Origin of the sequence: Streptomyces sp. NPDC002032 (genome assembly GCF_042890765.1) — a bacterium.
Taxonomy (GTDB): Bacteria; Actinomycetota; Actinomycetes; order Streptomycetales; family Streptomycetaceae; genus Streptomyces.
This window is the reverse complement of record NZ_JBIASM010000022.1, coordinates 62028-75066: the sequence shown is the minus strand read 5'-3', so window position 1 is coordinate 75066 and position 13039 is coordinate 62028. Positions and strand designations below refer to the sequence as shown.

Below are 13039 nucleotides of genomic sequence, written 5' to 3'. Positions count from 1 at the left end.
GGCCCCAGGCGGCCCCCGGCGGCCCCGGCGGGCGGGGTCAGGCCCGGTGGACCACCTCGCCCGCCACCACCACCGTCTCGGCGACCGTGCCCGGGATCTCCTCCGGGGGGACGCGGAGGATGTCGCGGGACAGGACCACGAAGTCCGCCGCCTTGCCGACGGTGAGGGAGCCGCGCTCCGCCTCCAGGAAGTTGGCGTACGCGGAGCCCATCGTGTAGCCGTGCACGGCCGTGGCCACGTCCACCGTCTCCCCCGGCTGCCAGGCCTCGCCCCCGTCCAGGGAACGGCGGGTCACCGCCGTGTAGATGCCGATCATGGGGTCCATCTCGGCGACGTTCCAGTCGCTGGAGAAGGCCAGGACCGCGCCCGCCTCGTGCAGGCTCCGCATCGGCCAGGCCTTGTGCCAGCGCTCCTCCCCCACGTTCTCGGCCCAGTCCTGTCCGGGGCCCGCGATCTCGGGCGCGCAGTGCCGCGGCTGCATGCAGGCGACGACGCCCAGCTCCGCGAAGCGCGGCACGTCCTCGGGATCCAGGCACTCCACGTGCACCACCTGGTGGCGGGCGTCGCGCGGGCCGTTGACCGCACGGGCGTGCTCGACCGCGTCCAGGACGGTCCGGATCCCCCGGTCCCCGGTGGCGTGCACGAAGCACTGGAAGCCCCGCGCGTCCAGCCCGGCCAGCAGCTCCGCGAACTCCTCGGCCGGGTAGAAGGTCTCGCCCCGGTGGTGGCCGCATCCGGCGTACGGCTCCAGCAGCGCGGCCGTGCGCGGCTCCACCACGTCGTCGATGTAGAGCTTGAGCGGGCCCACCCGCAGCCGGTCCCCGGCGTACGTGCGGGCGGCGCCGGCGAAGGCGTCGAGGTCCTCGGGGCCGGTGCCGCGCGGGTGGAACAGGGCGGCGACGATCCGTGAGCGCAGCCGGCCCTCGGCGCGGGCCCGTTCGTAGAGTTCCAGGTCGTCGAGGGAGTTCTGCGGCTCGACGACGGTGGTGATGCCGAAGCCGATCGCGTCGTCGAGGCTCCTGGCGAGCCGGCCGTACTGCCGGTCGGGCGAGGCCCACGGCACGCCCAGCTCGCGCAGGGCCCGGTACCCGTCGCGGGAGAGCCCCTTGATGGCGAAGTCCTTGACGAAACCGGTGGGTTCGCCGGTCAGCGGGTCCACGGCTGCGGTGCCGAACGGCAGGTCGGTGCGGTCCCGCGTGATGCCCAGGCGGCGCAGGGCGGCCGTGTTCAGCCAGGCCGTGTGGACGTCGTAGGAGAGCACGAAGGCGGGGACCTCGCCGGTGACCGGGTCCAGGTCGGCGGCGGTGGGCATCCGGCCCCCCGGGATCGCGGAGTAGTCGAAGGCCTCGGCCTCGATCCACTCGGCGCCGGGGTGCTCCGCGAGCCAGACCCGCATCCGCTCCTGGATCTCCTCCAGGGTGCGCACCCCGGCGAGCTGGACGCAGTCCGCGTCGGAGCCGAGCCGGACGTGGTTGTGGGCGTCGACGAACCCGGGCAGGACGAGCCGGCCGCCCGCGTCGATCCGCTCGGTGTCCGGTCCGGCCCAGGCGGCCGCTGCGGCATCCGGGCCGAGCCAGACGATCACCCCGTCGCGGACGGCGAGGGCTTCGGCCTCGGGCAGCCGCGGGTCCACGGTGTGGATCCGGGCTCCGGTGAGCAGCAGGTCGGCGGGCAGGGGGCGGGACATGGGGGCTCCAGAATGCGTGGCGGTACGGGTGGGAGGTGTCAGGCGGCGGGGGCGTAGGCGGGGAGGCGGCGGCGGGCGAGGGCCCAGTAGACGAGCCCGGAGACCACCGAGCCGAGCAGGGTGAGGTCGGCGCCGCCGAGGGGGGCCACGAGCGGTCCGGTCCACAGCTCGGAGTCGCAGGTCAGCGCGGCGAAGAGCAGGCCGGCGAGGAGGGCCGCCAGCCCGGCGGGGTGGTAGCCGGAGCGGTACCAGTAGGCGCCGTCCTCGCGGGCGTGCAGGGCTTCGGCGTCGTAGCGGCAGCGGCGCATCAGCATGTCGGCGAGGAAGACCCCGCCCCAGGGGGCGAACACGATGATCAGCAGGGAGAGGAAGGAGAGCAGGGAGGTGGTGAAGTCGGTCAGGAAGAGCGCGGCGAGCGAGCCCGCGGCGGTGACGGCGGCGCTGACGGCGAGGGCGCGGGCGCGGCTCCACGGGATGCCGAGGACCTGGAGGTTGAGGCTGGAGGAGTAGAGGGTGATGATCGAATTGGTGACGGAGCCGCCGAGCACCAGGAAGAGGAACAGCGGCCGGAACCAGCCCGGCAGCAGGCCCTCGGCCCCGGCGACGGCGTCGGTCATGTCGGTCTGGGTCGCCGCGGCCACCCCGGCGACGCCGAGGGCCACGGAGGAGACGATCCCGCCGAGCGCGCCGGTCCAGGTGATCGACTTCAGCGAGGTGGTGCGCGGCAGGTACCGGGTGTAGTCGGCGGGCATCGGCAGGTACGAGAACGGCCCCGCGAGCATCACGACGAAGGCCAGGCTCCAGCCGGACGGCCCGGGCGCGGCGGCCGGGGCGGAGGTGTCGGCTCCGGGCAGGACGAACACGAGCAGCGCGCCGAAGCCGGCGGCGAGCACGTACGCGGCCCAGCGCTCGGCGAACTGCACGGTGGCGTGGCCCCACAGGGTGACGGCGAAGGTCAGGGCGAGGGTGACGGCGAGCGCGAGGGCCCGGGCGAAGGTGCCGGCGGCCAGCCCGGTCCGGGCGAGCAGCAGTTCCAGCGCCAGGGTGCCGACGACGGTGTTGACGATGGTGTAGCCGATGCTCACCACCCAGTTCAGGACTCCGGCGGGCCAGTTCCCGCGGACCCCGAAGGCGGCGCGGGAGATGACGAGGGTGGCGGTGCCGGTGCGGATGCCGCTGAGCCCGGCGGCGCTGATCGCGAAGAAGGACAGGGCGCTGACCACGACCACGGCGGTGGCCTGCCAGAAGGAGAGCCCGAAGGCGACGGCGAGGGCACCGTTGATCACGTAGGTGAAGGTGAGGTTGGAGCCGAACCAGAGCCAGAAGAGGTCCTTGGCGGCGCCGTGGCGTTCGGCATCGGGGATGGGGTCGATCCCGTGGGTCTCGACCCGGAACACCTCGTCGACGTCGGCTGTCTCCTGCTGCCCCATGGCGGACCCCTGACTCTGGCTGCAAACCTTGAATGACGTTCTAGGTTCTTGAATGGCATTCAAGATGCGGTGCCGGGCCGGGCCACGTCAAGACCCCGTCCGGGATAAGGTCGGGCGGGGGAAGATCGGGAAGGCGGGACCGGTGGCGGGAGCGGCACGGCGGCGCGACGGGCGGATCGCCCAGGAGCGGATGCTCGAAGAGGCCATGGCGGCGATCGCCGAGAACGGCCTCGCGACGCTCACGATGTCGGCGCTGGCGGAGCGGCTCGGCACCAGCGGCGGCCACATCCTGTACTACTTCGGCAGCAAGGACCGCCTGCTGCTGGAGGCCCTGCGCTGGAGCGAGGAGCGGCTCGCCCTCGAACGCCGGGCGCTGCTCGGGCGCAGGCTGGCCGCGCCCCGCAAGCTCGCCCTCTACCTGGAGCTCTACCTCCCCGAGGGGCCGCGGGACCCCCGCTGGACGCTGTGGATCGAGCTGTGGGCCCGCACGGCCTCCAACGAGCCGCTCAAGGCCGCCCAGGAGGAGATCGACGAGGGCTGGCAGCGGGATCTGGAGGCGCTCCTCGCCAAGGGCGTGGAGCAGGGCCGGTTCGCCCCCGTGGACGTGCCCGCCCGGGCCTCGGAGCTGCTCGCGCTGCTGGACGGGCTGAGCACCCGGGTGGTCCTCGGCCAACGCGGCGCGGACCGGGCGCGGGCGCTGGAGCGGGCCCGCTCGGCGGCGGCCCTGCTGGTCCCGGCCCCCCTGCGGGTCCCGCCGGCGTAGACCCGGGACCGCGCGCAAGGGCCCGGCAGGCGGGGAAGCGCCCGTACGCGCGGAAGGCCCGCCCCGCTCCCGGTGGCCGGGGCGGGGCGGGCGGGGCGGCGCGGGCGGGGCCGCGGGAAGCGGGGGTCAGCGCACCGGGGCGCCCTCCCGGTTCCCGTAGTACGCCTGGCGCATCAGCCGCCGCATGTCGTCGATCATCGGCATCCGCGGGTTGGCGGGGGCGCACTGGTCGGCGTAGGCGTTCATGGCCTGGGTGGGCAGCGCCTCGATGAAGGCGGCCTCGTCGACGCCCTCCTCGGCGAAGGAGCCGGGGATCCCGCACTTGGTGCGCAGTTCCTCGACGGCCCGGGCGTAGGACTCGACGCCCTCGGCGGCGGTGGCGGCGGGCAGGCCCAGCATCCGGGCGATTTCCTGGAAGCGCTCCGGGGCCCGGTAGACCTCGGCCTTCGGCCACGGGGTGGCCTTGTGCGAGACGGTGCCGTTGTGGCGGATCACGTGCGGCAGCAGGATCGCGTTGGTCCGGCCGTGGGCGACCTTGAAGGTGTTGCCCAGGGTGTGGGCCATGGCGTGGACCAGGCCCAGGAAGGCGTTGGCGAAGGCCATGCCCGCGACCGTCGAGGCGTTGTGCATCTTCTCGCGGGCCTCGGGGTCGTTGGGCCCGTCGACGACGCACCGCTGGAGGTTCTCGAAGATCAGCTTGATCGCCTGGAGGCAGAGGCCGTCCGTGTAGTCGTTGGAGTACGCGGACACGTACGCCTCGGTGGCGTGGGTCAGGGCGTCGAAGCCGGAGTCGGCGGTCACCGTGGGCGGCAGGTTCATCGGCAGGACGGGGTCGACGATGGCGACGTCCGGGGTCAGCGCGTAGTCGGCGAGCGGGTACTTCTGGGCCGCGGCCGGGTCGGAGATGACGGCGAAGGGGGTGACCTCGGAGCCGGTGCCGGAGGTGGTCGGGACCGCGACCATCTTGGCCTTCCCGCCCAGCGGGGGGAAGGTGTAGGCGCGCTTGCGGACGTCGAAGAACTTCTCCTTCGTGTCGGCGAACTCCACCTCCGGGTGCTCGTACATGAGCCACATGATCTTCGCGGCGTCCATCGGGGAGCCGCCCCCGAGGCCGATGATCGTGTCCGGCCGGAAGTCCCGCATCAGCGCGGCGCCGGCCCGCACGGTGGACAGCTCCGGGTTGGGCTCGACGTCGTCGATGACCTGGATGGCGACCGGGCCCGGACGGGCGTTGAGGATGTCGGTGACCTTCTGCACGAAGCCGAGGGCGACCATCGTCTTGTCGGTGACGATCGAGACGCGGCCGATGCCCTCCATCTCGCCGAGGTAGCGGATGGAGTTGCGCTCGAAGTAGATCTTCGGCGGGACCTTGAACCACTGCATGTTGGTGTTGCGCCGTCCGATCCGCTTGACGTTGATCAGGTTGACCGCGGTGACGTTGTCGGACACCGAGTTGTGGCCGTAGGAGCCGCAGCCGAGGGTGAGGGAGGGCAGGAAGGCGTTGTAGACGTCGCCGATGCCGCCGAAGGTGGACGGGGAGTTGGCGATGACGCGGACCGCCTTGACCCGCTTGCCGAACTCCTCGACGAGGGCTTCGTCCTCGGCGTGGACGGCGGCGCTGTGCCCCAGGCCGTGGAACTCCACCATCGCGGCGGACAGTTCGAGGCCGTGCTCGGTGTCGGAGGCCTTCAGGGCGGCCAGCACCGGGGACAGCTTCTCGCGGGTCAGCGGCTCGCCCTCGCCGACCTCGGCGCACTCGGCGAGCAGGAGGGAGGTGCCCTCGGGGACGGTGAAGCCGGCCTGTTCGGCGATCCAGTGCGGGGACTTGCCGACGACGGCGGGGTTCAGCCGGGCCCCGGCGCAGTCGGTGGCGTAGGCCGTCGTCCCGAAGACGAACTCCTCCAGCTTGGTCTTCTCGGCGGCGGTGACCACGTGGGCGCCGAGCCGCTCGAACTCGGCCAGGCCCTGCTCGTAGATCTCGGCGTCGAGGATGACGGCCTGCTCGGAGGCGCAGATCATGCCGTTGTCGAAGGCCTTGGAGAGCACGATGTCGTGGATCGCGCGGCCGAGCTTGGCGCTCTTGTGGACGTACGCGGGGACGTTGCCCGCGCCGACGCCGAGGGCCGGCTTTCCGCACGAGTAGGCGGCCCTGACCATGGCGTTGCCGCCGGTGGCCAGGATGGTGGAGACGCCCGGGTGGTTCATCAGGGCGCCGGTGGCCTCCATGGAGGGCTCCTCGACCCACTGCACGCAGTTCTCCGGCGCCCCGGCCGCCACGGCGGCGTCGCGCACGGTGCGGGCGGCCTCGGCGGAACAGTGCTGCGCGGAGGGGTGGAAGGCGAAGACGATCGGGTTGCGGGTCTTCAGGGCGATCAGGGCCTTGAAGACCGTCGTGGAGGTGGGGTTGGTGACCGGGGTCATCGCGCAGACCACGCCGACGGGTTCGGCGATCTCGGTGATGCCGTTCAGCTCGTCGCGGCGGATGACGCCCGCGGTCTTCAGCCCGCGCATCGAGTTCACGACGTGCTCGCAGGCGAAGAGGTTCTTCACGGCCTTGTCCTCGAAGAGGCCGCGGCCCGTCTCCTCGACGGCCAGCCGCGCCAGTTCGCCGTGCCGGGCCAGCGCCGCCAGGGAGGCCTTCTTGACGATGTGGTCGACCTGCTCCTGGTTGAACGACTCGAACCGGCCAAGCGCGTCGAGCGCCCTCTGGACCAGTCCGTCGACCCTCTCGTTCGCCTCCATGGCGGGAACTCCTTCATTTCGAACCCGGCCCGGCCCGAAAGCCGGCGTGGAACCCGTTTTCCTGATGACTCAATTCGACACCCAAAAGCGGAAGCAGCGGCGCCGAGAAAGCCCCCTCCCGCCGGGACGAACGGCCGTTCACCCTCGTTCACACCTCCTCGATCACCGATCTGACCTGGGCATATGACAGGGGACCAAAGACCCCTGCGCGCTTGTGAAAACTTTCACAAGAATTTCTCCGCGGATGCGGCCTACCGCATTCCCCGGCCGGGGAGCACAATCAGCCTGACTGCTCGCGTCGGACGTGAGGGAGGGAGCGCGTGCGCAAAGAAGTGCGCACCGCGGACGGACGCATCCTGATGGCGGAGCGCTGGGGCGACCCGGACGGCAAACCCGTCTTCCTCCTCCACGGCACCCCCGGCAGCCGCCTGGGCCCGGCCCCCCGGGGCATGGTCCTCTACCAGCGGCGCATGCAGCTCATCGCCTACGACCGGCCCGGCTACGGCGGCTCCGACCGCCACCCGGGCCGTACCGTCGCCGACGTGGCCCAGGACGTGGCCGCCGTCGCCGACGCCCTCGGCCTGGACACCTTCGCGGTGGCCGGCCGCTCCGGCGGCGGCCCCGGCGCCCTGGCCTGCGCGGCCCTGCTGGCGCACCGGGTGACCCGGACGGCCGCCCTGGTCCCGCTCGCGCCCCGGGACGCGGAGGACCTGGACTGGTTCGCCGGCATGGCCGCCTCGAACGTGGAGGAGTACACCACCGCCTCCGACGACCCCGAGGAGCTGGCGGCCCGGCTCATCCCGCGCGCCGCCGGGATCCGGCAGGACCCCGGACGGCTGCTGGACGAGCTGCGCCGGGAGCTCACCGACAACGACCGCATGATCGTCTCGGACGCCGGCCTGCGGTCGATGCTGCTGCGCAACTACCGCGAGGGGGTGCGCACCTCGGCGTGGGGGTGGATCGACGACGCCCTCGCCTTCAGCAGCCCCTGGGGCTTCGACCCCGCCGACATCCGCAGCCCGGTGCTGATCTGGCACGGGGAGCTCGACGTGTTCTCCCCGGTGGGCCACGCGCGCTGGCTGGGCCGCCGCATCCCCGGCGCGACCACCACCATCGACCCGGCCGCCGCGCACTTCGCGGCGCTGCGCGCGCTGCCCGACGTACTCACCTGGCTCCTGCGCGCCCTCCCGGCCCCGCCCCTGGGCGCCCCGCAGCCCGCCTAAGGGGCCGCGCGGCACCGTGCGCCGCGTCCGTCCGTCCGTCCGTCCGTCCGTCCGTCCGTCCGCAGAAGTGGCGGCCGTACTTTTGCGGGTGGAACGTCATGGTCCGCCGCACGACGGTCGGGTTGGCTGGAGGCACATCGGACACGTGCCCGCCCTCCTGGGCGGCCGCCCCGCTGCCGGCTTCGCAGCTCTCGGGCACAGGCCGCCGCGGGCCGCGCCGGTCCGCCGCACACCGCCGGCACCGACATGGCGCCGGGTGAGAGAAGGACGTCCATGAAGATCAGACTCGGCGTCACCGGCGCCCTGGCCGGCGTCTGCCTGACCGTCGTGTCGGCAACCGCCGCGCCCGCCTACGACATGCCGGTCGTGGGCGTGCCGAGCTCGGTGGTGAACGAGCAGACCGGACGCTGCCTCACCGTGGCCAGAGGTCACCACGGCTGCGGTCCTCGCCGCACCGGGCACTGCCCTGATCGCGGCGCCCGCCGACGGCAACCCGTACCAGCGGTGGATGTCGACGAGCCTGGGCACGGACTACTGACGCAGCTTCAAGAACGTCGCCACCGGGACGTGTCTGACCCGGGCGAGCGACGACACCGTGTGCCGCGACGGGGCGAACGTTGCCTGACGCGCCACTAGGGGGTGTCCACCGGACACCTTCTAGGGGGTGTCGTCGAGGACCGCGCGGATCACGTGCCGGGCGTTGCGGGCCATCGCCTCGTTGCGGCCGCGGTGGTGCGGCAGGGCGATCAGCGCCTGGGAGAGGGTCCGGGCCCGGCCGCGGGCCCAGGTGGCGTCGTCCGCGCCGACCGCCTCGCGGAAGACCTCCCGGGCGCCGGCGGGCAGCAGGTTCCACGCCGGGAAGAGGTCGCAGGCCGGGTCCCCGGTGCCCGCGCACCCGAAGTCGATCACCGCGCCGAGCCGGCCGTCCCGGACCAGCAGGTTGCCCGGCATCAGGTCGGCGTGCAGCCACACCGGCGGCCCGTCCCAGGCCGGGGCCCGCAGCGCCGCCTCCCATACGGCGGTCACCGCGTCGCAGTCGACGCCCTCCTCCGGGATCCCGCGCAGGGCGGTGATCGCGGCCCGCGTCCCGGCGTCCTGCCGGGCCAGGGGTCCGCCCCGGTGGGCCGGCGGGGCCCCGGGCAGCGCGGCCTCCCGCATCCCCCGGACGAAGGCCCCGAGGTCCCCGGCCAGGGCCGCGGGCGCGGGCGGCGCCCCCTCCCGGGGGTTCTCCCCCGGCATCCACCGGTACACCGACCAGGCCCACGGGTATCCTTCGGCCGGCTCCCCGGCGCCGAGCACCTCCGGGACGGCCACGGGCAGCAGGGGGGCGAGCCGGGGCAGCCAGTACCGTTCGCGGGGCACGTCCTCGGCGCCGCCGCGCGTCATCGGGAGCCGTACGGTCATGTCCGGGCCCAGCCGGTACACGTGGTTGACCGTGCCGCCGGAGGGGAACCGCGCCACCTCCAGGCCCGCCCAGCCGGGGAACTGCCCGGCGACCAGGCGCCGTACGAGGTCCTCGTCGACGGCCGGGCGGCCGGAGTGCGTGCGTACGGTGTCCATGACCGTCATCCGACCGGCGGCGCCGCCCGGAGTCAACCGCTTATCCGTCGGCCCCCGGCGACCCCGGCGACCCCGGCGACCCCGGCGACCCGCGGTAATTGGATCTTGCCATCCGGCAAACGGCCGAATACGGCACCTTGAGAATTGCGCCACGCTTTCTATAGAACGCTTGACCAAGCGTCATGCCTCGGTTGCCAATGGGGTGTGGACGAGTAAAGTCCACGCTTGACAGCAGCAACGCGCTGGTGCCATTCCCCCCCATTTCACATGGCCTCCCCGAGGACGGTGTCGTGAACACTTCCGCAACCCCCCCGACCAGCACGGTCAAGGACCGCCGGGTCCCGCTCGCGAAGATCGACGTCCGCAGCGCTTCGGCCGCGGCGGCGCTCGGCCGGGTACTCCCCTCGGAAACGGGCCGTCACGTTCAGGCACCGATCTTCAACTCTGCGCTCTGATACAGAAGTACGCGCTCTAGACTGGTGGAATGACCGGCCTGATCGCATTCCGCGAGATCGTCCTGAAGGTTCACAGCAGATGCGATCTCGCTTGTGATCATTGCTACGTCTACGAACACGCAGATCAGAGCTGGCGAGCCCGGCCGAAAGTGATCTCCCCCGGGGTCGTTTCCCAGACCGCGTCGCGGCTCGCCGAACATGCCCGTGACCATGCACTCCCCTCCGTCACGGTGATCCTCCACGGAGGGGAACCCCTGTTGGCGGGCACCGCCCGACTACGGCTCGTGTGCGAGGAGTTCACCCGCGCGCTCGCCGGCACCGCCGATCTCGACCTGCGGATCCACACCAACGGCCTCCAGCTCAGCCGCCGTTACCTCGACCTCTTCGCCGAGTACGGCGTCCGGGTGGGGATCTCCCTCGACGGGGACCGCGCGGCCAACGACCGCCACCGCCGCTTCGCGGACGGCCGTACGAGCCACCCCCTGGTGCTCGCCGCCGTGGCCCTGCTCCGCTCGGCGCCCTACCGCCACCTCTACCTGGGCCTGCTGTGCACCGTGGACGTGGCCAACGACCCCGTCGCCGTCCTGGACGCGCTGGTCGAACTGGAGCCCCCGCGGGTGGACTTCCTGCTCCCCCACGCGACCTGGCAGACCCCGCCCGCGCGGCCCGACGGCGCCCCCGACGCCTACGCCCGCTGGCTGCTGCGGATCTTCGACCACTGGGAGCGGCTGGGGCGGCCGGTCCCCGTACGGCTCTTCGAGTCCCTGGAGTCCACCCTGCGCGGCGGGCCCAGCCTGACGGAGTCCCTGGGGCTCGCGCCGACCGACCTCGTGGTCGTCGAGACCGACGGGACGCTGGAGCAGGTCGACTCCCTCAAGACCACCTTCGAGGGGGCCGCCGCCACCGGCTTCAACGTCTTCGACCACCCCTTCGACCTCGTCGCGGCCCATCCCGGGGTACGGGCCCGGCAGCTCGGCCTGGAAGGCGTCAGCGGTACGTGCCGGCGGTGCCCTGTCGTACGTTCGTGCGGGGGCGGGCTCTACGCCCACCGGTACGCCGCGCACAACGGCTTCGACAACCCCTCCGTGTACTGCTCCGACCTGCGCGAGCTGGTCGACGGGGCGGAGGGCCGCACCGCCGCCCGGCAGACCGCCCCCGAACTGGCCGACCCGGACGCGCTCGCCCGCTCCCACGAGGAGCTGACCCGGGTCCTGCTGGCCCGGCTGCACACCGATCTCGCGGGGGACCCCGGCTGGGCGCGGTCCTGGGAGCTGCTGGCCGCGGTGGAGGGGGCCGGGGAGGCGGGCGCGGACGCGCTGGACCGGGTACTGGACCACCCGTTCACCCGGACCTGGGTACTGGAGGCCCTGGAGGCCCTGCGGGAGGGGCGGGCGGACCGGCCCGGCGCCGCGCGCAGGCTGGCCGCGCTGACGGCCGCCGCGGTGCTGCGGGGCGGGCTTGAGCTGCCGGCCGAGGTGGCCTACCGGGACGGCGAGGTGTACCTCCCGACGCTGGGGCTGCTGCGGCTCGGGGAGCCCGGTACGCAGGGCCGGGCCGTGCTGCGCCACACCGGCGAGGGGTACGCCGTGCGGGACGGGCGCGCCGAGCACCGCTTCGGCCCGGCCGCGGGGGACGCGCGCTGGCTGCCCGTACGGAGCTGGTCGCCCGGGCCGGACGCGGACCCGGTGGCGCTGGAGGACCTGGACCCGTACCGCAACTGCTTCGCCCGCCCACCCCGGCTGCGGCTCGGCGCCGGGGAGGCCGAGGAGTGGCGCGGCCGGCTGGACGCGGCGTGGGCGCTGCTGCACCGCACGGTGCCGGTGTTCGCGCGGGCGGCCGCCGCCGGGCTGAGCACCCTGACCCCGCTGGCCGGCGGTCCGCGGGCCGGGGGCTGGGGCGAGGCCGGGCGGCACGCTCCCGGGGCGCTCGGCGTGCCGTACGCCGCCGGGGTACGGGAGACCGCGCTGGCCCTGCTGACCGGGCGGCGGCGGGCGCGGCTGCGGGCGCTGACCGAGGTGGCCGACCTGTACGCCCTGGACGGGGCCTGGCAGCACCCCTCGCCGTGGCGCACCCGCCCGGTCCCGGTGTCGCGGCTGCTGGCCGATGTGCACGAGCGGGTCGCGGTGGAGGCGTACCGGCGGGCCACGGCCCCGCACGAGCCCGACGGGGCGGACCTCATCCACCGCGCCCTGGACCGGCTGTCGGAGGCGGCCGAGCTGACGGTGACCGGCAAGCGGCTGGTGGAGGAGCTGCGCTGGGAACTGAAGGCGGCGTACGCGTGAGCGCCCCTCCCCCGGCCGCCCCCGGTCCCGACGGCCCGGCGCCGCCCCCGCGCGTGCGGCCGTTACCGGACCGGCCCGCCGGTGCCCTCGCGCTGGCGGTGCAGCTGCGCCTGCTCGGCGTGCGCCCGCGCCAGCGGCTGCTGGTGCACAGCGCCCTCGGCGGGACCGGTCTGCGCGCCGAGACGTTGCGCGACGCCCTGCGGGGGGTGCTGGGCCCCCGGGGCACGCTGGTGGTCCCGGCGTTCACCACGGCGAACTCCCTGACCTCCACCTCGCACCTGGCCCGGATCGCGGGCCTGGACGAGCGGGGGGTCGAGGAGTTCCGCGCCCGCATGCCGGCCTTCGACCCCGCGCGCACGCCGAGCCAGGACATGGGCGTCCTGGCGGAGACGGTCCGCAGGACCCCGGGGGCGGCCCGCAGCGCGCACCCGCAGACCTCTTTCGCGGCGATCGGGGCGGACGCCCACCGGCTGTGCGCGGAACACCGGATGGAATGCCATCTGGGCGAGGACTCCCCGCTGGGAAAGATGTGCTGGGAGGGGGGACAGGTACTCATGATCAATGTGGGATTTTCGGTCTGTACCGCCTTCCATCTCGCGGAGTATCGAATTCCGAAGCCCCCCTTGCGCATGTACGACTGTGTGGTGAAGGTGAACCTGCCGGGGGGTCCGCGAGGGGGAGGGCAAGAGGGGGTCTGGACCTCGTACGAGGACGTCAGGCTGAACGACGGGGATTTCGCGGAGATCGGCAGGACATTCCCCGAATCCCGGCTGCGCCGGGGACGGGTGGGAGGCGTGTCCGCCGTGCTCTTCTCGATTCCGGACGCCGTCGACCACGCTCTTGGCTGGATGACCGAAAACAGACGCTGATTGACTGAACGATGAGGGGATGTGGCGA

The 13039-nt window shown here is 73.3% G+C and carries 9 protein-coding genes; 5 read left to right on the top strand and 4 right to left on the bottom strand.

The features are described from left to right. Positions 1-37 precede the first annotated feature (37 nt). Both ACFYYT_RS32960 and ACFYYT_RS32955 read right to left on the bottom strand, forming a co-directional pair. Complete coding sequence (locus tag ACFYYT_RS32960; RefSeq protein ID WP_351825915.1) at positions 38-1687, bottom strand: amidohydrolase; 1650 nt, start codon at positions 1685-1687, stop codon at positions 38-40. A gap of 38 nt (positions 1688-1725) precedes the next feature. Beyond that, a complete protein-coding gene (locus ACFYYT_RS32955) occupies positions 1726-3117 on the bottom strand; it encodes a cytosine permease (RefSeq protein WP_351825916.1) in 1392 nt (463 codons plus the stop codon). Positions 3118-3259: 142 nt separating this feature from the next. Here ACFYYT_RS32955 and ACFYYT_RS32950 point away from each other — a divergent pair, with 142 nt between their 5' ends. After that, entirely contained in the window at positions 3260-3880 is a 621-nt protein-coding gene (locus ACFYYT_RS32950; protein WP_351825917.1) for a TetR/AcrR family transcriptional regulator, read from the top strand. A 126-nt stretch (positions 3881-4006) separates the two neighbouring features. Here the strand turns inward: ACFYYT_RS32950 and adhE are convergent, their stop codons facing one another. Continuing rightward, complete coding sequence (adhE, locus tag ACFYYT_RS32945) at positions 4007-6622, bottom strand: bifunctional acetaldehyde-CoA/alcohol dehydrogenase (protein WP_351825918.1); 2616 nt, start codon at positions 6620-6622, stop codon at positions 4007-4009. Between the two features lie 359 nt (positions 6623-6981). On the opposite strand from adhE, the gene ACFYYT_RS32940 reads away from it, so the two are divergent. Beyond that, a complete protein-coding gene (locus tag ACFYYT_RS32940) occupies positions 6982-7845 on the top strand; it encodes an alpha/beta fold hydrolase (RefSeq protein ID WP_385316393.1) in 864 nt (287 codons plus the stop codon). Between the two features lie 657 nt (positions 7846-8502). On the opposite strand, the gene ACFYYT_RS32935 is transcribed toward ACFYYT_RS32940, so the two are convergent. Then, entirely contained in the window at positions 8503-9405 is a 903-nt protein-coding gene (locus ACFYYT_RS32935; RefSeq protein ID WP_351825921.1) for an aminoglycoside phosphotransferase family protein, read from the bottom strand. Between the two features lie 290 nt (positions 9406-9695). Between ACFYYT_RS32935 and fxsA the strand changes: the two genes are divergently transcribed. The 3 genes from fxsA to ACFYYT_RS32920 are packed head-to-tail and all read left to right on the top strand — an operon-like array spanning position 9696 to position 13011. Beyond that, complete coding sequence (fxsA, locus tag ACFYYT_RS32930; RefSeq protein ID WP_351825922.1) at positions 9696-9860, top strand: FxSxx-COOH cyclophane-containing RiPP peptide; 165 nt, start codon at positions 9696-9698, stop codon at positions 9858-9860. 29 nt (positions 9861-9889) lie between these two features. Next, positions 9890-12142 (top strand): radical SAM/SPASM protein FxsBH, inactivated beta-hydroxylase extension form, encoded by a 2253-nt coding sequence (locus ACFYYT_RS32925; protein ID WP_351825923.1) that lies wholly within the window; start codon positions 9890-9892, stop codon positions 12140-12142. Positions 12143-12195: 53 nt separating this feature from the next. Next, positions 12196-13011 (top strand): AAC(3) family N-acetyltransferase, encoded by an 816-nt coding sequence (locus tag ACFYYT_RS32920; RefSeq protein ID WP_351825936.1) that lies wholly within the window; start codon positions 12196-12198, stop codon positions 13009-13011. Positions 13012-13039: the final 28 nt, after the last annotated feature.

Excerpts from the sequence above, each read along its gene's own strand:
- ACFYYT_RS32955 (WP_351825916.1), bottom strand. The coding sequence starts at position 3,117 with ATGGGGCAGCAGGAGACAGCCGACGTCGACGAGGTGTTCCGGGTCGAG.
- ACFYYT_RS32960 (WP_351825915.1), bottom strand. The coding sequence starts at position 1,687 with ATGTCCCGCCCCCTGCCCGCCGACCTGCTGCTCACCGGAGCCCGGATC.
- ACFYYT_RS32940 (WP_385316393.1), top strand. The coding sequence starts at position 6,982 with ATGGCGGAGCGCTGGGGCGACCCGGACGGCAAACCCGTCTTCCTCCTC.
- ACFYYT_RS32935 (WP_351825921.1), bottom strand. The coding sequence starts at position 9,405 with ATGGACACCGTACGCACGCACTCCGGCCGCCCGGCCGTCGACGAGGAC.
- ACFYYT_RS32925 (WP_351825923.1), top strand. The coding sequence starts at position 9,890 with ATGACCGGCCTGATCGCATTCCGCGAGATCGTCCTGAAGGTTCACAGC.
- adhE (WP_351825918.1), bottom strand. The coding sequence starts at position 6,622 with ATGGAGGCGAACGAGAGGGTCGACGGACTGGTCCAGAGGGCGCTCGAC.